This window comes from Pseudogemmobacter bohemicus (genome assembly GCF_003290025.1).
GTDB lineage: Bacteria > Pseudomonadota > Alphaproteobacteria > Rhodobacterales > Rhodobacteraceae > Pseudogemmobacter > Pseudogemmobacter bohemicus.
Map to the genome: position 1 here is coordinate 179,552 of NZ_QNHG01000006.1, position 20,172 is coordinate 199,723.

The following is a 20,172-nucleotide window of genomic DNA, read 5'->3' on the forward strand; positions in this document are numbered from 1 at the left end:
GTCCCCATGTTCGACACTATCATCCGGGGCGCCAATCTGCCCGATGGCCGCGAAGGCTGTGATATCGGCATCCGGAAGGGTGTGATCGCGGCGGTGGAGAAGCACCTGCCCCCCGAAAGCGGCACCGGAGCCGGCACCGTGATCGAGGCCGCCGGCAGGCTGGTCTCACCCGCTTTTTGCGACCCGCATTTCCATATGGATGCGACGCTTTCGCTGGGCCTGCCACGGATGAATGCCTCGGGCACGCTGCTGGAAGGCATTGCGCTTTGGGGCGAGCTGCGCCCGACGCTGACCCGTGAGGCGCTGGTGGAGCGCGCGCTGCGCTACTGTGATCTGGCGGTGAGCCAGGGGCTTTTGCACATCCGCACCCATGTCGATACCTCGGACCCGAAACTGGTCACCGCGCAGGCGATGCTGGAGGTGCAGGACCTGGTGAAGGATTATATCGACCTGCAGCTGGTCGCCTTTCCGCAGGATGGCTATTTCCGCGCGGCGGAGGGCGCGAAATCGCTGGAGCGGGCGCTGGATATGGGCGTCGGCATCGTCGGCGGCATCCCGCATTTCGAGCGCACGATGGAAGAGGGCCGCACCTCGCTGGAGGCGCTGTTCCGCATCGCGGCGGATCGCGGATTGCCGGTCGATGTGCATTGCGACGAGACCGACGATCCCCTCAGCCGCCATGTCGAGACCATGGCGGCCCAGACCATCCGTTTCGGGTTGCAGGGGCGGGTCAATGGCTCGCATCTGACCTCAATGCATTCGATGGACAATTACTATGTCTCGAAACTGATCCCGCTGATCGCCGAGGCGGGGATGAATGCGACGCCGAACCCGCTGATCAATATCATGCTGCAAGGCCGGCACGACAGTTACCCGAAACGGCGCGGCATGACGCGGGTGCGCGAGCTGATGGCGGCAGGGGTCAATGTCTCGCTGGGGCAGGATTGCTGTATGGATCCCTGGTATTCGATGGGGTCAGGCGATATGCTTGAGGTCGCGCATATGGCGGTTCATGTCGGGCAAATGGGCGGGATTGCCGAGAAACAGCAGATCTTTGACGCGGTGACGGTGAATTCGGCCAGAACGATGGGGCTTGACGGCTACGGGATCGCGCCGGGCTGCAAGGCGAACCTTGTCGTGCTTCAGGCGGCGGATGTGACCGAGGCGATCCGTCTGAAACCGACCCGGCTTTATGTGCTGCGCGAGGGGCGCGTGATCAGCCAATGCGCGCCGCGTTTGCCTGCGCTGAGCCTGCCGGGGCGGCCGGCGCAGATTGATCCGGGGCTGGATTACCTGCCGCCAAGCAAGGGCTGAGCAGGGCCTGCCACGCCGCTGGCCAGCAGCCTTTCGCGCAGATGCAGCGCCAGCGGCGAAAGCGGGCGACGCTTGAGATCCAGCAGATAATAGCGCGAGACCCGGATATCGCCCGGCGTGCGCAGCGTGACGAATCCAGCACTGAGCGGCGGGCGGATCAGCAACGCCGCCACCTCATCCGACAGGGGCGCAATCGCATCTGTCTGCACCAGATAGGCGAGGGTCAGCAGGGTCGAGGGGCTGTTGACCACATTCGAGGGCTCTGAAAGCCCCAGCCCGGCAAAGGCCGCCAAAGCCGCTTCGCGGATCGGTGCGCCGCGCTGCTGCATGATCCATTCATAGCTTTGCAGCTCGGCCAGCGTCACGACCGGCGCCCGCGCCAGCGGATGCCCGGCCCGGGCCAGCAGCGCGACTTTTTCATCCTGCAAGGGCAGGATGTTGAAATCGCGGCTGTCGAATTCCGGCAGGATCCGGGCCAGCACGAAATCCATCTCGCCCGCCGCCAGATGGGTCAGCAGATCGCGCGAGGGCAGCACGTCGATGGTGATATCGGCACCGGGAGAGGTTTCTTTCACCTCGCGCACGGCGGTCACCAGATGGCGCACTGCCGGCCCGGTCACCGCGCCGATCCGGACCGAGCCGCTATGGCCTTCCCTCAGATGGCGTAGCTCGGTCGCCATCGAACCCATTTCGCGCAGGATGACCCTCGCGCGGCGCAGCACGGCCAGGCCGGCCTCGGTCGGCTCCATCCCTTTGGGCTGGCGCAGAAAAAGCGCGCTGCCGATCTGGCGTTCGGTCTCGGCCAGCATGCGCGAGGCCGCCGGTTGCGTCATCCCCACCGCCTCGGATGCCAGCTGCAACTGGCCGCTTTCCGCGATCTCATGGATCAGCCGCAGCTGGGTCGGCTTCAGCATCAGGCGGGGAAGAGGCTTATCCATATCATTTCCGATATGCAGAATGCGTAAGATGTAATTTTACCATCATACGGGTGAAAAGCTAGTCTCCCGTCTGAGCCGTTGGAGGAACGGCGCAACGAGGGAATCGGCTGCCAGGCGCGGCCAGGGACCCAAAGGGAGGAAGACATGACATTCAAAGCCGCCACGGTCGCACTGGCGATCAGCGCCTCGTTCCTTGCTTTCGGTGCAATGGCCGAGACCATCGGCATCGCCATGCCCACCAAATCGTCCGCCCGCTGGATCGGCGACGGCAATTCCATGGTCGAGCAGTTCAAGGCCGCCGGTTACGACACCGATCTGCAATATGCCGAAGATGATATTCCGAACCAGCTGGCCCAGATCGAGAATATGATCGCCAAGGGCGTCGACGTGCTGGTGATCGCCTCGATTGACGGCACCACCTTGTCGAATGCGCTGGAAAACGCCCAGGCCGCCGGCATCAAGGTCATCGCCTATGACCGCCTGATCCGCGACACCGATGCGGTCAGCTATTACGCCACCTTTGACAATTTCAAGGTTGGCGTGCAGCAGGCCGAAAGCCTGGTGAAGGGCCTGAAAGAGCGCTTCCCGGATGCGAAGCCCTGGAATGTAGAGCTGTTCGGCGGCTCGCCCGACGACAACAACGCCTTCTTCTTCTACAACGGCGCGATGTCGGTGCTGCAGCCGCTGATCGACGACGGCTCCATCGTGATCGGCTCGGGCCAGACCGGCATGGATAAGGTCGGCACGCTGCGTTGGGATGGTGCGGTCGCGCAGTCGCGGATGGATAACATCCTCTCGGCCAATTACAACGACAAGCAGGTGAATGGCGTGCTTTCGCCCTATGACGGGCTGTCGATCGGCATTCTGTCGTCGCTGAAAGGCGTCGGTTACGGTTCGGGCGATCTGGCGATGCCGATTGTCACCGGCCAGGATGCGGAACTGCCCTCGGTGAAGTCGATCCTCGCCGGCGAGCAATATTCCACCGTCTTCAAGGATACCCGTGAACTGGCCCGCGTCACCGTCGGCATGGTCGATGCGATGCTGAAAGGCGGCGAGCCGGAGATCAACGACACCGCTACCTATGACAATGGCGTCAAAGTGGTGCCGTCCTATCTGCTGGAGCCGGTCGCGGTTGATGCCGCGAACTGGGAAGAGGTGCTGGTCGGCTCGGGCTACTATAAAAAAGAAGACGTTCAGTAAGCCTGACTTCCGCAGCCGCAGACAGGAAGACACTGACCGCGCCGCCTCCGCACTCCCCGGAGCCGCTGGCGCGGTTATCTCCCCCAGCCCCGGAGATTTAGCATGACCGCGCTTCTGGAAATGCGCAGCATCGGCAAGACTTTCCCCGGTGTGAAGGCGCTGGATCAGGTCAACCTGAGCGTCGAGGCCGGCGAGATCCACGCGATCTGCGGCGAGAACGGTGCGGGAAAATCCACGCTGATGAAGGTGCTTTCCGGCGTCTATCCGGCCGGAAGCTATGAGGGGGATATCCATTATGACGGTGCCCTTGCCAGCTTCCGCTCGATCCGCGACAGCGAGGCGAAGGGCATCATCATCATCCACCAGGAGCTGGCGCTGGTGCCGCTTTTGTCGATTGCCGAGAATATGTTTCTCGGCAATGAGGTCGCGCGCCGGGGCGTGATCAGCTGGCCCGAGGCCTGGGCGAGAACCACGGATCTTCTGGCGAAAGTCGGGCTGAAAGAGACGCCGCAGACGCCGGTGGGCAAGCTGGGCGTCGGCAAGCAGCAACTGATCGAGATCGCCAAGGCGCTGGCGAAAGAGGTGCGGCTCCTGATCCTGGATGAGCCGACCGCCGCTTTGCAGGAAAATGACAGCGCCAAGCTGCTGGATCTGATGCTGGAGCTGAAAGCCCAGGGCGTCACCCAGATCATCATCAGCCACAAGCTGAATGAAATCCGCCGTGTGGCCGACCGGGTCACCGTGATCCGCGACGGCTCGACCGTCTCGACCATGACCCAGGACGAGATCACCGAAGACCGTATCATCCGCGATATGGTCGGGCGCGATATGGAAAACCGTTACCCCGCCCGAACCCCGAATATCGGTGAGGTGCTGATGGAGGTGAAGGACTGGTCCGTCACCCATCCCGAACAGGCGCGCCAGGTGATCCAGGGCGCCGCTTTCACCGTGCGGCGCGGCGAGATCGTCGGCATTGCCGGCCTGATGGGATCGGGGCGGACGGAACTGGCGATGAGCCTCTTCGGCCGCTCATACGGGCGCAATATCACGGGTGAGGTCACGCTCAAGGGTCAACCCGCTGATCTGAGCACGGTCTCTGCCGCGATCCGCGCCGGGCTGGCCTATGTCACCGAAGACCGCAAGGTGCTTGGGCTGATCCTGCCCGAGCCGATTGCAAAGAATGTGACGCTGGCCAATCTGAAGGGCGTCGCGGATCGTGGTGTGCTCTCGCATGGCCGCGAGGCCCAGGTGGCCGAAGGCTACCGCAAGGCGATGCGGATCCGCACGCCCTCGGTGTTCCAGCAGGTGGGCAATCTCTCGGGCGGCAATCAGCAAAAGGTGGTGCTGTCGAAATGGCTCTTTACCGGGCCGGATGTGCTGATCCTCGATGAACCCACGCGCGGCATCGACGTCGGCGCGAAATACGAGATCTACAACATTATGAACGACCTCGCGGCCCAGGGGCGCGGGGTGGTGATGATCAGCTCGGAGATGCCGGAGCTTCTGGGCATGTGCGACCGGATCTGTGTGATGAATGAGGGTCGGATCATTGGTGAACTGTCCAGGAACGAGGCAAGCCAGGAGACCATCATGGCGATGATTCTCAGGGATGGGGTCCTGCGCGATGGCGCGACGAGCGGGGAGAGGGTGGCCTGATGTCGGAAGAAAAGGGAATTCGCGCGCATCTGGGCGGGCATTTGCGCGAAAACGGCATGTTGCTGGCGCTGCTGGCGATTGTGGCCTTCTTCACCATCCTGCTGCAGCTGCGCGAGCAGCCGGTGAACTTTCTGCAGCCGGTGAATATCGCGAATATTTTCCTGCAAAACGGCCATGTCATCATTCTGGCGCTTGGCATGCTGCTGGTGATCGTGGCGGGCCATATCGACCTCTCGGTCGGCTCGGTCGCGGCGCTGACCGGGGCGGTGGCGGCCTGGCTGATCGTCACGCTGGGCTGGCCTGTCTGGGCGGCGGTGCCCGCGACCCTGCTGGTCGGCGCGGCAATCGGCGCGGCCCAGGGTTATTGGGTGGCCTATTGGCGGATCCCGTCCTTCATCGTGACGCTCGCCGGGATGCTGGTCTTTCGCGGTGCGACGATGTGGATGCTCAGCGGCCAGAATATCGGACCCTTCCCGCGCGAATTCCAGTTCATGGCCAATGGCTACCTGCCCGATATCACCGGCATCGGCAAACCGCATGGGCTGACGCTGATCCTTTCGGTCGCGGCGATCCTGACGCTTTGCTGGCTGGGTCTGCGCGCCCGCGCCCGCGATGCCGGTTTCGGCATCAGCCCCGAGCCGATGGGCCTTTTCATCACCCGCATGGCGGTGGTGGCGCTGGCCATCGGCTTTGTCGGCTGGCAACTGGCAAGCTTTCGCGGCTTTCCCGTCGTGATGCTGCTTCTGGTGGTGCTGACGGTGATCTATGCATTCTTCACCGAAAACACCGTTGCCGGCCGCCGCATCTATGCGCTTGGCGGCAATGAAAAGGCGACCAAACTCTCGGGCATCCGGACCGAGCGCATGGTGTTCCTCTGCTTTGTGAATATGGGTGTGCTGGCCTCGCTGGCGGGCATGCTGATCACGGCGCGGCTGAATTCGGCGACGCCAAAGGCCGGCGTCGGGTTCGAGCTGGATGCCATTGCCTCGGTCTTTATCGGCGGGGCGGCGATGGCGGGCGGTTCGGGCACCATCGTGGGCGTCGTGATCGGGGCGCTGATCATGGGCGTGATGAATATGGGCATGTCGATGATGAATCTCGGCATCGACTTCCAGCAGATGATCAAGGGCCTCGTGCTGCTCGCGGCGGTCTGGTTCGACATTTACAGCAAACAGAAACGGGGCTGAACCGATGTTCCTCTCGCAAATCCGCCAGACTGACGGCAGCCGCGCGGTGGTGTTCCGCCAGGGAGAGACCGCGCGCATCCTGCCGGGCGCGGAGACGGTGACCGGGCTTGCCCGCGCCGCGATTGCGGCAAAGCGCAGCCTGATCGCAGAGGCGCTTTCCCGGGGCGAGGGCGAAGTGGTCGATCTTGGGGCAGCTCTGGCCGGTGGCCGCGTGCTGTTGCCGGTCGATCACGACGATCCGGCGCATCTGCATCTGACCGGCACCGGGCTGACGCATCTCGGATCGGCGGCGACGCGCAATTCGATGCATGCGAAAGCCGATCCCGATACGCTGACCGACAGCATGAAGATGTTTCGCATGGGGCTGGAGGGCGGCAAGCCCGCAGATGGCCGCATCGGCGTGCAACCGGAATGGTTTTACAAGGGGAATGGCTATAACGCCGTCGCGCCTGGCGCCGCGCTGCTCTCGCCGGGCTGCGCGCTGGATGCGGGCGAAGAGCCTGAAATCGCCGGCCTCTACCTGATCGGCGACGATGGCACCCCCTACCGGCTGGGCTGGGCGCTGGCGAATGAGTTTTCCGACCATGTGACGGAGCGCGGCAATTACCTCTGGCTTGCGCATTCGAAGCTGCGGCCTGCCAGCTATGGCCCCGAGATGCTGCTCGGCGATCTGCCGCAGGATATCCAGGGCACCAGCCGCATCATCCGGGAGGGCACTCTGATCTGGGAAAAGCCGTTCCTGTCGGGCGAGGCCAATATGTCCCATTCGGTGGCGAATCTGGAACATCACCACTTCAAATATGATCTCTTCCGCCAGCCCGGCGATGTGCATGTGCATTTCTTCGGCACCGCCACGCTCAGCTTTGCCGACGGCATCCGCACCGAAGCGGGCGATATCTGGCAGATTTCGGCGCCCGAATTCGGTGCAGCCCTGGAGAACCCCCTTGATCAGCGCCCGGCCGAGATCGGGCCGGTCACTGTTACCCCTCTCTGAAAGTCACTCGCAATGTCCGAGAAGCCCGCTCCGTTCAAGCCAGCGCCGTGGCCCCGCAAGCTCCGCTCGACCCATTGGTATAGCGGCACCTCGCGCGATACGATCTACCATCGCGGCTGGATGAAGAACCAGGGCTATCCGCATGATCTGTTCGATGGTCGCCCGATCATCGGCATTATGAACACCTGGTCCGACCTGACGCCCTGCAATGGTCATCTGCGCGACCTTGCGGAAAAGGTGAAGGCGGGGATCTGGGAAGCCGGCGGCTTCCCGGTCGAGGTGCCGGTGTTTTCTGCATCCGAGAACACCTTCCGCCCGACCGCGATGATGTATCGCAACATCGCCGCCATGGCGGTCGAGGAACAGATGCGCGGCCAGCCGATTGACGGCGCCGTGCTGCTGGTCGGTTGCGACAAGACCACGCCGTCCCTCCTGATGGGCGCGGCCTCGACCGACATCCCCTCGATCGTGGTGACCGGCGGGCCGATGCTGAACGGCTATTTCCGGGGCGAGCGGGTGGGCTCGGGCACCCATCTGTGGAAATTCTCGGAAGCCGTGAAGGCGGGCGAGATGACCCAGGAGGATTTCCTTGAGGCCGAGGCCTCGATGAGCCGCTCGACCGGCACATGCAATACGATGGGCACGGCCTCGACGATGGCCTCGATGGCCGAGGCGCTTGGCATGGCTTTGTCGGGGAATGCCGCGATCCCGGCGGTGGACAGTCGCCGCCGCGTCATGGCGCAGATGTCAGGGCGGCGGATCGTCCAGATGGTCAAGGACGACCTGAAACCCTCGGATATTATGACGAAACAGGCGTTTGAAAACGCGATCCGCACCAATGGCGCGATTGGCGGCTCGACCAATGCTGTCGTGCATATGCTGGCAATTGCGGGCCGGGTGGGGATCGACCTGACGCTGGATGACTGGGACCGCTGCGGGCGCGATGTGGCGACCATCGTGAACCTGATGCCCTCGGGCAAGTTCCTGATGGAAGAGTTCTTCTATGCCGGTGGTCTGCCGGTGGTGCTGAAACGTCTGGGCGAGGCCGGGAAGCTGCATAAGGACGCGCTGACCGTCTCGGGTGAGACGATCTGGGACGAGGTCAAAGACGTTCGCAACTGGAACGAAGACGTGATCCTGCCCGCCGACAAACCGCTGACCGCGCAGGGCGGTATTGCGGTCGTGAAGGGCAATCTGGCCCCCAAAGGCGCGGTGCTGAAGCCTTCGGCGGCCAGCGCGCATCTTCTGACCCATCGCGGTCGCGCCGTGGTGTTTGAAGACATCGACGACTACAAGGCGAAGATCAATGACGAGGCGCTCGACATTGACGAGACCTGTGTGATGGTGATGAAGAATTGCGGCCCGAAAGGCTATCCGGGCATGGCAGAGGTTGGCAATATGGGCCTGCCGCCCAAGGTTCTGCGCAAGGGGATCACCGATATGGTGCGGATCTCCGACGCACGGATGTCGGGGACGGCCTATGGCACCGTGGTGCTGCATACCTCGCCCGAGGCGGCGGCGGGGGGGCCGCTGGCGGTGGTGCGGGATGGCGATATGATCTCGCTTGATGTCCCGAACCGGTCGCTGGTGCTGGAGATTTCCGACGAGGAACTGGCGGCGCGGCTTGCGGAATGGACGCCTCCGGCAGAGCGCCCGGCCTCGGGCTATGCCTGGCTGCATCACACCCATGTCGGCGGCGCGGATACCGGCGCGGATCTCGATTTCCTGAAAGGCTGCCGGGGCCGCGATGTGGGTAAGGACAGCCATTGATGAAAGTCGCACTCGTCGGCATCGGAAAGATCGCGCTTGACCAGCATGTGCCGGCGCTGAACGCGAGCGCCGACTGGGAGCTGGCGGCGACGGTCTCGCGTTCGGGCACGGTTCCGGGTGTCGCGGCGTTCACGCGCATCGAAGACATGCTGGCGGCGCGGCCCGATATTGAGGTCGTCTCGCTGGCCCTGCCGCCGGTGCCGCGCTTTTCTGCCGCAGAGGCGGCGCTGAAAGCCGGGCGGCATGTGATGCTGGAAAAGCCGCCTGGCGCCAGCCTCGCTGAGGTGCATGCGCTGGAGGCGCTGGCGCGGGAAAAGGGTGTCACGCTCTACACCACCTGGCATTCGCGCGAGGCCGAGGCGGTGGCAGCGGCGAAGGCCTGGCTTGCGGGTAAGGTCGTGAAATCCGGCCATATCACCTGGCGCGAGGATGTCCGCAAATGGCATCCGGGCCAGGACTGGATTTTCGAGGCGGGCGGTATGGGGGTGTTTGATCCCGGCATCAATGCGCTCTCGATCCTGACCGAAATCCTGCCGGTTCCGCTGCATCTGACCGGCGCCGAGCTGGACTTCCCCGCCAACCGCCAGGCCCCGATTGCCGCGCGGCTGCGTTTCGCGCAAGGCATCACCGCGGATTTCGATTTCCGCCAGGAAGGCCCGCAGACCTGGGATATGGAATTTGCCACCGATGCGGGCGGCATCGCGCTGCGGATGGGTGGCAACCTGCTGGAGATCAACGGAAAACCAGCCGGCGGCGAGAATACGATCATGGGCGAATATCCGGCGCTTTATGCACGGATGGCGGCCCTTGTGCGGGCGGGCGGCAGGGATGTCGATCTGCGCCCGATGGTGCTGGTGGCCGATGCCTTCACGCTGGGGCAGCGCGTTACCGTTGCGCCTTTCGAATTCTGAGCCCGGCAGGGCCAGGACCTGGATCCGGGGTGACAACCCCGGTGACGACCACGGCCGGAAGAGGACCGGCCAGAACCCTTGAGGGAGGAAAACATGACCATCAGAACTTTGCTGGCAGGTGCTGCCATTGTTGCACTCGGAGCCGGGGCCGCTGCGGCGCAGGACAAGGTGATCGGCTTTTCGCAAATCGGTTCGGAATCGGGCTGGCGCGCAGCCGAGACCTCGCTGACCAAATCGCAATCGGAAGAGCGCGGCTACCAGCTGCAATTCTCGGATGCGCAGCAAAAGCAGGAAAACCAGATCGCGGCTTTGCGCTCGTTCATCGCGCAAGGCGTTGACGCGATCCTGATCGCGCCGGTTGTGGCGACCGGCTGGGACGCTGTGCTGCAAGAGGCGAAAGAGGCCGAGATCCCGGTCGTGCTGCTGGACCGTATGGTTGACAGCGACCCGTCGCTTTACCTGACCGCCGTGGGCTCGAACCTGGTGCATGAGGGCGAAGTGGCCGGCAAATGGCTCGCCGAGACCGTTGGCGACAGGGAGTGCCGCATTGTCGAATTGCAGGGGACGACGGGGTCTTCGCCCGCCATCGACCGCAAGAAAGGGTTCGAGCAGGGCATCGCCGGCTATGACAACCTGAAGATCGTGCAAAGCCAGACCGGTGACTTCACCCGCAGCCTTGGCAAGGAAGTCATGGAAAGCTTCCTCCAGGCCGAGAATGGCGGCAAGGATATCTGCGCGCTTTACGCCCATAATGACGATATGGCGGTCGGCGCGATCCAGGCGATCAAGGAAGCCGGCCTGAAGCCCGGCACCGATATCCTGGTGGTCTCGATCGACGCGGTGCCGGATATCTTCAAGGCGATGGCCGATGGCGAGGCCAATGCGACGGTCGAACTGACCCCGAATATGGCAGGCCCGGCCTATGACGCGCTGGAAGCCTATTGGAAAGACGGCACCGAGCCGGCCAAATTCATCCAGACCGAGTCGAAGCTTTACACCCAGTCGGATGATCCGGCCGGTCAGTACGAAGCCCGCAAAGATCTCGGTTACTGAGTGATGACGGCGGCAGGCTGTGATTACCTGCCGCCTTTTATCCGCGCAGGCTTTGCCTGCGAGGCGCGGGGGGGCCTGAACGATGTTGCTTTCCATCCGGTCGCTGACCAAGACTTTCCCCGGCACCAAAGCGCTGGACGGGGTGAATTTCGACCTGCGCGCGGGTGAGGTCCATGCGCTGCTGGGCGAGAACGGCGCCGGTAAATCGACGCTGATCAAATGCCTGACCGGCGCCTATAGCCGCGATGCCGGCACCGTCACGCTGGACGGCGCGGAAATCGCGCCGCGCTCGACCGTCGAGGCGCAGGATCTGGGCATCGGCACCGTCTATCAGGAGGTCAACCTGCTGCCCAATCTGACTGTGGCGCAGAACCTTCTCTTCGGGCGTGAGCCGGGGCGCTTTGGCCTGATCTCGTCGCGCGCGATGCGGGCGGAGGCTAAGGCGCTGCTGGCGCAATACGGGCTTGATCTGAATGTCGACCGCGATCTGGGCTCTTATTCGGTGGCGATCCGCCAGATCATCGCGATTGCCCGCGCAGTGTCGCTGTCGGGCAAGGTGCTGATCCTCGACGAGCCGACCGCCAGCCTTGATGCCGCCGAGGTGCGGATGGTGTTCGACGTGGTGCGCTCGCTGCGGGAGCGTGGCCTCGGGATCATTTTCGTGTCGCATTTCCTCGATCAGGTGTTTGACCTGACCGACCGCGTCACCGTTTTGCGCAATGGCCAATATGTGACGACCGAAGACACGGCCAGCCTGAACCGGGTGAAGCTGATCGAACATATGCTGGGCCGGACCTTGCAGGATGAGGTGCTGCATTCGCGCCCGGCGGATCGCGGCCCGCGTCCGGAAATGCTGTCTTTTCAGGGCTTTGGCCGTCGCGGCGCCGTAGAGCCCTTTGATCTGGTCGTGGGCGAGGGCGAGGTGGTCGGCCTTGCCGGTCTGCTGGGGTCAGGGCGCAGTGAAAGCGCCGAGGCGCTGTTCGGGCTGAAACCCGCGACGGGCGGAGAGGCGAAGGATCAGGCGGGGAAACTGGATCTGTCCTCGCCCGCCCGCGCCATTGCGGCGGGCTTTGGCTTTGCGCCCGAGGATCGCAAGACCGATGGCATCATCGCCGATCTCTCGATCCGCGAGAATATCATTCTGGGCCTCCAGGCAAGGCGCGGCTGGGCACGGCCCATCGCGCGGGCGGAACAGAACCGCATCGCCGACGATTATATCAAACGGCTCGATATCCGCACCTCGGGGCGCGAGAAACGGATTGGCGACCTTTCGGGCGGCAATCAGCAAAAGGCGGTGCTGGCGCGCTGGCTGGCGATGAATCCGCGCTTTCTGATTCTGGATGAGCCGACGCGCGGCATTGATGTCGGCGCCCATGCCGAGATCCTGCATCTGGTCCATGAGCTGGTCGCCAAAGGCATGTCGCTGCTGGTGATCTCATCCGAGCTGGATGAACTGGTGGCGGTGGCGGACCGGGTGATCGTCTTGCGCGACCGCCGCCATATCGCGGAACTCACAGGCGAGGCCGTCTCGGGTGAGCGCATCATGCGCGCCATCGCAGGCGGGGAGGGGGGCTGATGCCGGATCTGTTGAAACGTATCGCACCGCAGCTGATTGCGCTGGCAGCCCTGGTGGCGCTGGTTTCGGTGTTCTATCCGGGGTTCCTGTCGGTCAGCTATAATGACGGGCGGCTGGTCGGGCCGGTGATCGACATTCTGAAGCGCTCGGCCCCGGTGGCGCTGCTGGCGGTGGGGATGACGCTGGTGATCGCGACGCGGGGCATCGACCTCTCGGTCGGCACCATCATGGCAATTTGCGGCGCGGTGGCGGCCTATGGGATCAGCGCGGGCTATGGCCTGCCGCTGTCCCTTGCGCTGGCGCTGCTGGCGGGGCTGGCGGCAGGGCTGTGGAATGGCGCGCTGGTGGCGATTGTGGGTGTGCAGCCCTTCGTGGCCACGCTGATCCTGATGACCATGGGGCGCGGCATCGCGCAGCTGATCACCGAGGGGCGCATCCTCACCTTCACCGATCCGGCCTTTGCCTATATCGGATCGGGTAGCTTCCTCGGCCTGCCGGTGGCGGCCTGGATCTGGTTCGCGACCGCCGTGCTGGTGACGGCGCTGATGCGCCGTACGGCACTTGGGCTGTTGATCGAGGCGGTGGGGATCAACCGCCAGGCCTCGCGCGTGGCGGGGGTAAATGCGACGGTGTTGCTGATCGCGGTCTATATGGCGATGGGGCTTTGCGCCGCTTTGGCGGGGCTGATCGTCACCGCCGATATTCGTGGCGCCGATGCCAATAATGCCGGCCTCTGGCTGGAGCTGGACGCCATCCTTGCGGTGGTGATCGGGGGGAATTCTTTGCTGGGGGGGCGGTTCTCGATCGCCGCCTCGGTGATTGGCGCGCTGATCATCCAGACGATTTCCTCAGGGATAAGGCTGGCGGGCTTTCCCTCGGAATATAACCTTGTGATCAAGGCGGTGCTGGTGCTGGTGATCCTGGTGCTGCAATCGCCGCGGATCGCGCGCGAATGGGCCTTCTGGCGTGAGGAACTGCGCCGGGGCCGTGAACCGAAGGGGGCCGGCCAATGAATGCCCGCACATTGCCGCTTTATGTGACCATCGCGATTTTTCTGGTCGGATGGGCGATCTGCTGGATGCAGTTTCCCAATATGCTGTCGACCAGGGTGATTGGTAACCTGCTGACGGACAACGCCTATCTGGGCATTGTTGCAGTCGGGATGACGCTGGTGATCCTGTCGGGCGGCATTGATCTTTCGGTCGGATCGGTGATCGCCTTTTCGGGGGTCTTCATCGCCATTGTGCTGCGCGATACTGGCCTGCATCCGCTGATGGTGTTTGCGATATTGCTGGTGCTGACCACCCTTTACGGTGCCGCGATGGGCTGGCTGATCGACCGGCTCGCGATGCCCGCCTTTATCGTCACGCTGGCGGGAATGTTCCTTGCGCGGGGCGCGGCTTACCTCCTGTCGATTGAATCGGTCCCGATCACGCATGAATTCTACCAGAGCCTGACCAGCGCCTATTGGCTGATGCCCGGCAAGGGGCGCCTGACGCTGATCGGGGTTCTGATGCTGGTGACCTTCGCCATCGGCATCGTCATCGCCCATAAAACCCGGTTCGGAGCCTCTGTCTATGCGCTTGGCGGCGGCGAGGCAACGGCGCGGCTGATGGGGGTGCGCCAGGGCCGCACGACCGTGCTGGTCTATGCCTTTTCCGGGCTGATGTCGGGCATGGCGGGGATCGTGTTCTCGATCTATACCGGCTCGGGCTATTCGCTGGCGACGGTGGGGACAGAACTGACCGCCATCGCGGCCGTGGTGATCGGCGGTACGCTGCTGACGGGCGGCGCCGGTTACATGTTCGGCACGCTGATCGGGGTGCTGACCATGGGGCTGATCCAGACCTATATCGTGTTTGACGGCTCGCTTTCGTCCTGGTGGACGCGGATCGTGATCGGGCTTTTGCTGCTGATCTTCATCCTCTTGCAAAAAGGGCTGGTGAAGCTGTCCGAGGCAAGGCTGGCCGGGGGCGCGGCATGATCCCCTTTGACACCCGTATCTGTGAGCTGGGCGAGGGTGCCTTCTGGCATCAGCTGCGCGGTCAGTTCTTCTGGTTCGATATCCTGAACCGGCGGCTGCTGTCGCCGGGGCGCGAATGGCGGTTCGACCGCATGGCCTCGGCGGCGGCGGTGATCGACCGGGACCGGCTCATGGTTGCGACCGAGACCGGGCTGGCGATCCTGAACCTGGAAAACGGCGCGCTGACCGATCATATCGCGATCGAGGCCGATCGGCCGGAGACCCGGTCGAATGATGGCCGCGCCGACCGCCAGAACGGCTTCTGGTTCAGCACTATGGGCAAGCGCGCCGAGCCGGGCGCGGGGTCGATCTACCGCTATTTCCGGGGCCGGGTGGAGCGGCTTTTCACCGATATTTCCATCCCGAATGCGATCAGTTTCGCACCTGATGGCCGCAGCGCCTGGTTCGCGGATACCGCGCGGGGGATCGTCTGGTCGCAGAAGCTGGACGCAGAGGGCTGGCCCGAGGGGGAGCGCGCGATCTTCCTCGACCTCAATGCCGAGGGGCTGAACCCCGATGGTGCCACAGTCGACAGCGAGGGCGGGCTCTGGATCGCGAAATGGGGGGCAGGGGCGGTGATGCGCTACGGCCCCGACGGCCGGCGCAGCCATGCGGTGAAGGTGGGCGGGCATCACGCCTCCTGCCCGGCCTTTGGCGGCGCGGATCTGGGGGATATGCTGGTCACCACCGCGCGCGAGGGGATCAAGGCGCCCGACATGCATCAGGGCCTGCCCTGGCTGGTGCGCCCCGGCTTTCGCGGCCTGCCCGAACCGCAGGTGATCCTTTGAACAGCGCCGGAGGAGACCCCGTGACCCAGATCTCGCTTTTCGACACCTTGCCCGATGGTCGTCCGGTGCAGGCGATCCGGCTGCGCGGGCCCCGGCTTTCCGCCACGCTGCTGACGCTGGGCGCCACGGTGCAGGATCTGCGGCTGGAGGGTGTCGCGCATCCGCTGGTGCTGGGCTTCCCGAACCTTGCCCCCTATTTCGCCGGGGGCCTTTATGTCGGCGCCCTGGTCGGGCGGGTCGCGAACCGGATCGGAGCGGCGCGCTTTTTACTGGATGGCCGCGAGATCCGCGTCGATGCCAATGAGGGCGCGAATTTCCTCCATGGTGGCCAGGACGGTATCCACCACCATATCTGGGCGGTGGAAGATATCGGCACCGATCATGTGGTATTCTCGTTGCTGCTGCCAGACGGGCATATGGGCTTTTTGGGGCAGCTGTCGATCCGGGCCGCGATCTCGGTGGCGGGCGATGCGCTGAGCTTTGATCTGAGCGCGACCAGCGATGCGGCGACGCCGGTGAACCTGGCGCATCACGGCTATTTCTGCCTGGATGACAGCGGCGATATCCGGGGCCACCAGCTGCAGGTGGCGGCGGATCACTGGCTGCCGGTTGATGCCGGCCTGATCCCCACCGGCGATGTCGCGCCGGTCGAGGGCACCGGGTTCGACTTTCGCAGCGCCCGCAGGATCGGGTCTTCGGGCTATGACCACAACCTCTGTCTCGCGATCGCCCGCCAACCCCTGCGCCCGGTTGCCGTGCTGAAGGGCCAGAGCGGTATCCGCATGGAAGTCGAGACCACCGAGCCGGGCCTTCAGATCTATGACGGGCGCCATTTCAATGGGCTGCCGGGGCTGGACGGCAGGCGGTATGATGGCTATGCCGGGATCGCGCTGGAAACGCAGCTCTGGCCGGATGCGGTCAACCAGGCCGGTTTCCCCGATACCATCCTGCGTCCAGGCGAGACCTATCGCGCGATGACCCGGTACAGGTTTTACAGATGACTGCGCTGATTGCCATCGACTGGGGGACGACCAGTTTCCGCGCCTGGGCGCTTGGTCCCGGGGGCGAGGTGCTGGCCGCGACCGAGGCGGGGCAGGGGATCCTCGCCGTGCCAGAGGGCGATTTCGACAGCGCTTTCGAGACCGCGCTGGCGCCCTGGCTGGGATCGGGCGCGCCGGTGATCGCTGCCGGCATGATCACCAGCCGAAACGGCTGGGTTGAGACGCCCTATCTGCCCTTGCCGCTGGATGCGGGGGCGCTGGCGGGCGCTTTGGTCGGCCACCGCTCGCGGGGCGGGCATCGGCTGTATTTCGTGACCGGCGCAGTGTCAGATCCCGAGGGCGCCTTTCCCGATGTGATGCGCGGCGAAGAGACCGAGGTGATCGGCCAGATCGCGGCAGGCGGCGGCGACGGGCTCTACATTCTGCCCGGCACCCATAGCAAATGGGTGCAGGTGGAGGGCGGCCAGATCCGGGGCCTCAGCACCTGCATGACCGGAGAGACTTTCGCCATTCTGCGCCAGCATTCGATCCTTGGCAGGCTGATCGGGCCGGGTCCAGGCTCGGATGCGGCTTTCCTGCGCGGGGTCGGGGCCGCGAAAGCACCCGGCGCGTTGATGGCGCGGGCTTTCTCGGCCCGCAGCCTCGCGCTGATGGGGCGGCTCGCGCCCGGCGAGATCGCGGATTACCTCTCGGGCCTGTTGATCGGCGATGAGATCCGGGCCGGGCTGGAAACCGCACCAGAGGGCGTGTCCGTCACCATCATCGGGCGCGGCGATCTGGCCTCACGCTATGGCCGCGCCTTTGCCGCCTTCGGTATCAGGGCCACGGTCGCGCCCGAGGGCATGAACCGGCGCGGGCTTTTTGAAATCGCGAAACGCGGAGGGTTGATCTGATGGTGGATTTTGCAAAGGCTTTTGCGGCCTGCCCGCTGGTGGCGATCCTGCGCGGGCTGCGGCCCGAAGAGGCGCTGGACCATGTTGGCGCGCTGGTCAAAGCCGGCTTTACCCTGATCGAGGTGCCGCTGAACTCGCCTTCCGCGCTGGATAGCATCGCCGCGCTGAGCGCTGCCTATGGCAAGGATGCGATCATCGGTGCCGGCACGGTCCTGACCGCAGGCGATGTGGAAAATGTCGTGCAGGCCGGCGGACGGCTGATCGTGGCGCCGAATATCGACCTTCAGGTGGCGGCGGCGACCAGGGCGGCCGGGCTGATCTATGGCCCCGGTGTCGCCACCCCGACCGAGGCTTTCTCGGCCATCGCCGCCGGAGCGCATTTCCTGAAACTCTTCCCGGCCGAGATCATTCCCCCCGTGGCGGTCAGGGCGCTGCGCGCGGTGGTTCCGGTCACGATGCCGATGCTGGCGGTGGGCGGCGTCTCGCCTGCGACCATGGCTGCCTATCTGACGGCAGGGGCCAATGGCTTTGGCCTTGGATCGGGACTTTACCGCCCGGGGCAAAGCGCTGCGGAAACCGGCGGGAAAGCGCGGGATTATATCGCGGCTCTGCCGGGCTGAGCCTGGCATCCGCATATGCCGCATAAACCGGCTTTCGCGGCGGGGCGCGACCATGGCCAGTAAAACCCCTTACGATTGAATGGATTATCTGTCGTATTACCTGCGGTTTATTCCCGCAGGGAGTGGACAGCGCCGCCACAATCTGGAAACATTACGGTCAGAGGTTGCTTTTTAACTTGCGTTAACCCTCTGTGAGGCGCAACGCTAGGCTTGTACGACTGTATCATCCTTATATCGGAAAAGGGACCATGACGGAGCTCATCGATCTGAGCGAGGTTGCTGGCCAGGCTGGCAAATTCGACTGCTTTCTCGAGCAGGTGCGGGATCGTTTTGGTTTCGATCATGTCGCCTATCTGGGTTCCAACCCGGTTGCGGGCACCATGCATGGCTATGTGACCTATCCGGAAGAGTGGAAGCGCCATTATACCCACCAGGCCTATCATCTGATCGACCCGACGCTCAGGATCGCGCAGCGCAGCATCGCGCCGATTGACTGGTCGCGTATCGAACAGAGCGACAATTTCCGGCTGGTTTTCTGTGCCGCCCGCGAATTCGGTATCTCGGATCGCGGTGTCACCATTCCGGTGCGCGGGCCTTTTGGCGATACCGGCATGCTCAGCGTCACCCGCGACACCGATGAGCATGAATGGCGTGCGATGATCGCCCATTCGATCGGTGATCTGCAATCCATCGCGGTGCATATGCATGATGCGGTGATGAATTCCGACGCCTTCTCGAATGTTCTGCGCCGTACGCCGCTCTCGTCGCGCGAGATCGAGATCCTGCAATGGACGGCGGCCGGCAAGACTCAGCAGGACATTGCCGATATCCTGAATATCTCGCATCGCACGGTCGAGGTGCATTTGCGCTCGGCACGCGAGAAGCTCTTTTCGCTGACCACCGCCCAGGCAATTGCCAGGGCCATCGCGCAGCATCTGATCTACCCGATCTGACAACCCCGCTTGCGGGACAGGCGACCGGCCCCTGGCGGCTGGCCGCGCCTCTGCCATGGCCCGTTTTCGATGCACAGCGGACAGGGACAGCGGTAGAAAACTTTCGCGAGTACGGGATTTCCCGAATATCGGCGACCACAACCTCTGGTTAACCTCGGCTTACATGAACAACGGGGGTTGCCATGATCATCGTAATCGACGCGGCAAACAGACATCTGTTTGAAGACATTCTCGACGATATGTACCGGCTGCGTGCCCGGGTTTTCAGTGATCGCCTTGGTTGGGAAGTGACAATTGAAAACGGGCGCGAGATCGACCGTTTCGATCATCTCGACCCGCTTTACATTGTGGGGCTCGATGTCGAGGGCGAGGTGATTTCCTGCGTTCGCCTGTTGCAGACCACAGGCCCGCATATGCTGTCCGATGTGTTCAGCGCCATTCTTGATGGCGAGGCGCCGCTGCGCTCTTCGCGGATCTGGGAATCGACCCGATTCTGTGTCGATACAGCAAGGCTGTCGCGTGAAGGGGCGGATACCACCGTATCCCGCGCCACCTGCGAACTGATGGTCGCCACGCTGGAGACCTGCCGCGATGCCGGTATCTCGGACATCATCACCGTGATCGACCCGGTGATGAACCGGGTGCTCAAGCGCTCGGATAACGCGCCTTATGATTATGTCGGCACGGTCAAGCCGATGGGCAAGGTTTCGGCTCTGGCCGCCTTGCTTGACTGCACGGATGAGCGGATCGGCCGGGTCCGCAATTTCGCGGCACTGCATGATAATGTGGTGCTGACTGATGCGGCGGCACTGGAGCTCAGGCCAGTGACTGCCCAGAACGGGCTGAAGAACAGAGAGGTGACAGTGCTCCCCGGTCAGACCAGTTCTGTTGCCCTCAGCCCGGTGATCGGCCTGGGTCACGTTCCAGGATGATCGGAGACGGTCACTGCCGGCATCCCTGAGCCGGCAGTGACCGTAACCCCTTTGGGGACGTCAGGAGGCGGTAAGATTCGTTTGGAACCGCAGAAAGTGGAACTGATGCCGGGGTCGGAACCGACACGGGAGGACAGACGATGGCAGTGATCGCAATCGTGGCCGGCGGAATAATCGGGCTGATCCATGGGCTGATCGCATTGGCCCTGGGGCTGGAAACCGGCATGGCGGCGCTGGTCTGGGTGCTGACCGGAGCGTTTTTCGCGCTGCTTATCTTTCGGGAACTATATCTGGCGGGCGGCGATGCCCAGGCGGATAATGAGGCCGACATGCTGCGTGACGATCTGCTGGCTATGGGAGAGA

At 63.7% G+C, this 20,172-nt stretch carries 19 protein-coding genes; 18 read left to right on the forward strand and 1 reads right to left on the reverse strand.

All coding sequences use genetic code 11. The features are described 5' to 3' along the window. The first annotated feature begins 6 nt into the window (after nucleotides 1-6). Nucleotides 7-1,314, forward strand: coding sequence for an amidohydrolase family protein (locus DRF71_RS24820; RefSeq protein ID WP_112313133.1), 1,308 nt, complete (start codon nucleotides 7-9; stop codon nucleotides 1,312-1,314). On the opposite strand, the gene DRF71_RS24825 is transcribed toward DRF71_RS24820, so the two are convergent. Then, nucleotides 1,290-2,252 (reverse strand): LysR family transcriptional regulator, encoded by a 963-nt coding sequence (locus tag DRF71_RS24825; protein WP_112313134.1) that lies wholly within the window; start codon nucleotides 2,250-2,252, stop codon nucleotides 1,290-1,292. The two genes, DRF71_RS24820 and DRF71_RS24825, sit on opposite strands and share 25 nt — an antisense overlap. Nucleotides 2,253-2,396: 144 nt before the next feature. Between DRF71_RS24825 and chvE the strand changes: the two genes are divergently transcribed. The 17 genes from chvE to DRF71_RS28290 form a co-directional block, all read left to right on the forward strand. Further along, nucleotides 2,397-3,452, forward strand: a complete 1,056-nt coding sequence (chvE, locus tag DRF71_RS24830; protein WP_112313135.1) for a multiple monosaccharide ABC transporter substrate-binding protein — start codon at nucleotides 2,397-2,399, stop codon at nucleotides 3,450-3,452. Between the two features lie 102 nt (nucleotides 3,453-3,554). Beyond that, nucleotides 3,555-5,108, forward strand: a complete 1,554-nt coding sequence (gene mmsA, locus DRF71_RS24835) for a multiple monosaccharide ABC transporter ATP-binding protein (protein ID WP_112313136.1) — start codon at nucleotides 3,555-3,557, stop codon at nucleotides 5,106-5,108. Next, nucleotides 5,108-6,295, forward strand: coding sequence for a multiple monosaccharide ABC transporter permease (mmsB, locus tag DRF71_RS24840; RefSeq protein WP_112313137.1), 1,188 nt, complete (start codon nucleotides 5,108-5,110; stop codon nucleotides 6,293-6,295). The genes mmsA and mmsB overlap by 1 nt, the downstream gene beginning before the upstream one ends. A gap of 4 nt (nucleotides 6,296-6,299) precedes the next feature. Continuing rightward, entirely contained in the window at nucleotides 6,300-7,289 is a 990-nt protein-coding gene (araD1, locus tag DRF71_RS24845) for an AraD1 family protein (protein ID WP_112313138.1), read from the forward strand. Nucleotides 7,290-7,301: 12 nt separating this feature from the next. Continuing rightward, nucleotides 7,302-9,059 (forward strand): L-arabinonate dehydratase, encoded by a 1,758-nt coding sequence (araD, locus tag DRF71_RS24850; RefSeq protein ID WP_112313139.1) that lies wholly within the window; start codon nucleotides 7,302-7,304, stop codon nucleotides 9,057-9,059. After that, nucleotides 9,059-9,970 (forward strand): Gfo/Idh/MocA family protein, encoded by a 912-nt coding sequence (locus DRF71_RS24855; protein ID WP_112313140.1) that lies wholly within the window; start codon nucleotides 9,059-9,061, stop codon nucleotides 9,968-9,970. The genes araD and DRF71_RS24855 overlap by 1 nt, the downstream gene beginning before the upstream one ends. A gap of 93 nt (nucleotides 9,971-10,063) precedes the next feature. Next, nucleotides 10,064-11,023 (forward strand): galactofuranose ABC transporter, galactofuranose-binding protein YtfQ, encoded by a 960-nt coding sequence (ytfQ, locus tag DRF71_RS24860; RefSeq protein ID WP_112313141.1) that lies wholly within the window; start codon nucleotides 10,064-10,066, stop codon nucleotides 11,021-11,023. An 82-nt stretch (nucleotides 11,024-11,105) separates the two neighbouring features. Next, on the forward strand, nucleotides 11,106-12,599 hold the full coding sequence (locus DRF71_RS24865; RefSeq protein ID WP_112313142.1) for a sugar ABC transporter ATP-binding protein: 1,494 nt from the start codon (nucleotides 11,106-11,108) through the stop codon (nucleotides 12,597-12,599). Continuing rightward, nucleotides 12,599-13,612, forward strand: coding sequence for an ABC transporter permease (locus tag DRF71_RS24870; protein WP_112313143.1), 1,014 nt, complete (start codon nucleotides 12,599-12,601; stop codon nucleotides 13,610-13,612). The genes DRF71_RS24865 and DRF71_RS24870 overlap by 1 nt, the downstream gene beginning before the upstream one ends. Further along, the gene (yjfF, locus tag DRF71_RS24875; RefSeq protein ID WP_112313144.1) at nucleotides 13,609-14,583 is read left to right on the forward strand and encodes a galactofuranose ABC transporter, permease protein YjfF; all 975 of its coding nucleotides are present in this window, start codon (nucleotides 13,609-13,611) and stop codon (nucleotides 14,581-14,583) included. The genes DRF71_RS24870 and yjfF overlap by 4 nt, the downstream gene beginning before the upstream one ends. After that, nucleotides 14,580-15,410 (forward strand): SMP-30/gluconolactonase/LRE family protein, encoded by an 831-nt coding sequence (locus tag DRF71_RS24880; RefSeq protein WP_112313145.1) that lies wholly within the window; start codon nucleotides 14,580-14,582, stop codon nucleotides 15,408-15,410. Before yjfF ends, DRF71_RS24880 begins: the two co-directional genes overlap by 4 nt. 20 nt (nucleotides 15,411-15,430) lie before the next feature. Further along, entirely contained in the window at nucleotides 15,431-16,411 is a 981-nt protein-coding gene (locus DRF71_RS24885) for an aldose epimerase family protein (protein WP_232831676.1), read from the forward strand. Continuing rightward, the gene (locus DRF71_RS24890; RefSeq protein WP_112313146.1) at nucleotides 16,408-17,304 is read left to right on the forward strand and encodes a 2-dehydro-3-deoxygalactonokinase; all 897 of its coding nucleotides are present in this window, start codon (nucleotides 16,408-16,410) and stop codon (nucleotides 17,302-17,304) included. The genes DRF71_RS24885 and DRF71_RS24890 overlap by 4 nt, the downstream gene beginning before the upstream one ends. Then, the gene (locus tag DRF71_RS24895; RefSeq protein ID WP_112313147.1) at nucleotides 17,304-17,924 is read left to right on the forward strand and encodes a 2-dehydro-3-deoxy-6-phosphogalactonate aldolase; all 621 of its coding nucleotides are present in this window, start codon (nucleotides 17,304-17,306) and stop codon (nucleotides 17,922-17,924) included. Before DRF71_RS24890 ends, DRF71_RS24895 begins: the two co-directional genes overlap by 1 nt. Nucleotides 17,925-18,172: 248 nt before the next feature. Then, nucleotides 18,173-18,877, forward strand: a complete 705-nt coding sequence (locus DRF71_RS24900) for a LuxR family transcriptional regulator (RefSeq protein ID WP_112313148.1) — start codon at nucleotides 18,173-18,175, stop codon at nucleotides 18,875-18,877. 182 nt (nucleotides 18,878-19,059) lie between these two features. Next, on the forward strand, nucleotides 19,060-19,809 hold the full coding sequence (locus DRF71_RS24905) for an acyl-homoserine-lactone synthase (protein ID WP_112313149.1): 750 nt from the start codon (nucleotides 19,060-19,062) through the stop codon (nucleotides 19,807-19,809). 140 nt (nucleotides 19,810-19,949) lie between these two features. Further along, on the forward strand, nucleotides 19,950-20,172 hold a 223-nt coding region (locus DRF71_RS28290), incomplete at its 3' end, for a hypothetical protein (RefSeq protein ID WP_198672360.1).

Coding starts and splice junctions, on each gene's coding strand:
- DRF71_RS24820 (WP_112313133.1), top strand. CDS start 7: ATGTTCGACACTATCATCCGGGGCGCCAATCTGCCCGATGGCCGCGAA.
- DRF71_RS24825 (WP_112313134.1), bottom strand. CDS start 2,252: ATGGATAAGCCTCTTCCCCGCCTGATGCTGAAGCCGACCCAGCTGCGG.
- chvE (WP_112313135.1), top strand. CDS start 2,397: ATGACATTCAAAGCCGCCACGGTCGCACTGGCGATCAGCGCCTCGTTC.
- mmsA (WP_112313136.1), top strand. CDS start 3,555: ATGACCGCGCTTCTGGAAATGCGCAGCATCGGCAAGACTTTCCCCGGT.
- mmsB (WP_112313137.1), top strand. CDS start 5,108: ATGTCGGAAGAAAAGGGAATTCGCGCGCATCTGGGCGGGCATTTGCGC.
- araD1 (WP_112313138.1), top strand. CDS start 6,300: ATGTTCCTCTCGCAAATCCGCCAGACTGACGGCAGCCGCGCGGTGGTG.
- araD (WP_112313139.1), top strand. CDS start 7,302: ATGTCCGAGAAGCCCGCTCCGTTCAAGCCAGCGCCGTGGCCCCGCAAG.
- DRF71_RS24855 (WP_112313140.1), top strand. CDS start 9,059: ATGAAAGTCGCACTCGTCGGCATCGGAAAGATCGCGCTTGACCAGCAT.
- ytfQ (WP_112313141.1), top strand. CDS start 10,064: ATGACCATCAGAACTTTGCTGGCAGGTGCTGCCATTGTTGCACTCGGA.
- DRF71_RS24865 (WP_112313142.1), top strand. CDS start 11,106: ATGTTGCTTTCCATCCGGTCGCTGACCAAGACTTTCCCCGGCACCAAA.
- DRF71_RS24870 (WP_112313143.1), top strand. CDS start 12,599: ATGCCGGATCTGTTGAAACGTATCGCACCGCAGCTGATTGCGCTGGCA.
- yjfF (WP_112313144.1), top strand. CDS start 13,609: ATGAATGCCCGCACATTGCCGCTTTATGTGACCATCGCGATTTTTCTG.
- DRF71_RS24880 (WP_112313145.1), top strand. CDS start 14,580: ATGATCCCCTTTGACACCCGTATCTGTGAGCTGGGCGAGGGTGCCTTC.
- DRF71_RS24890 (WP_112313146.1), top strand. CDS start 16,408: ATGACTGCGCTGATTGCCATCGACTGGGGGACGACCAGTTTCCGCGCC.
- DRF71_RS24895 (WP_112313147.1), top strand. CDS start 17,304: ATGGTGGATTTTGCAAAGGCTTTTGCGGCCTGCCCGCTGGTGGCGATC.
- DRF71_RS24900 (WP_112313148.1), top strand. CDS start 18,173: ATGACGGAGCTCATCGATCTGAGCGAGGTTGCTGGCCAGGCTGGCAAA.
- DRF71_RS24905 (WP_112313149.1), top strand. CDS start 19,060: ATGATCATCGTAATCGACGCGGCAAACAGACATCTGTTTGAAGACATT.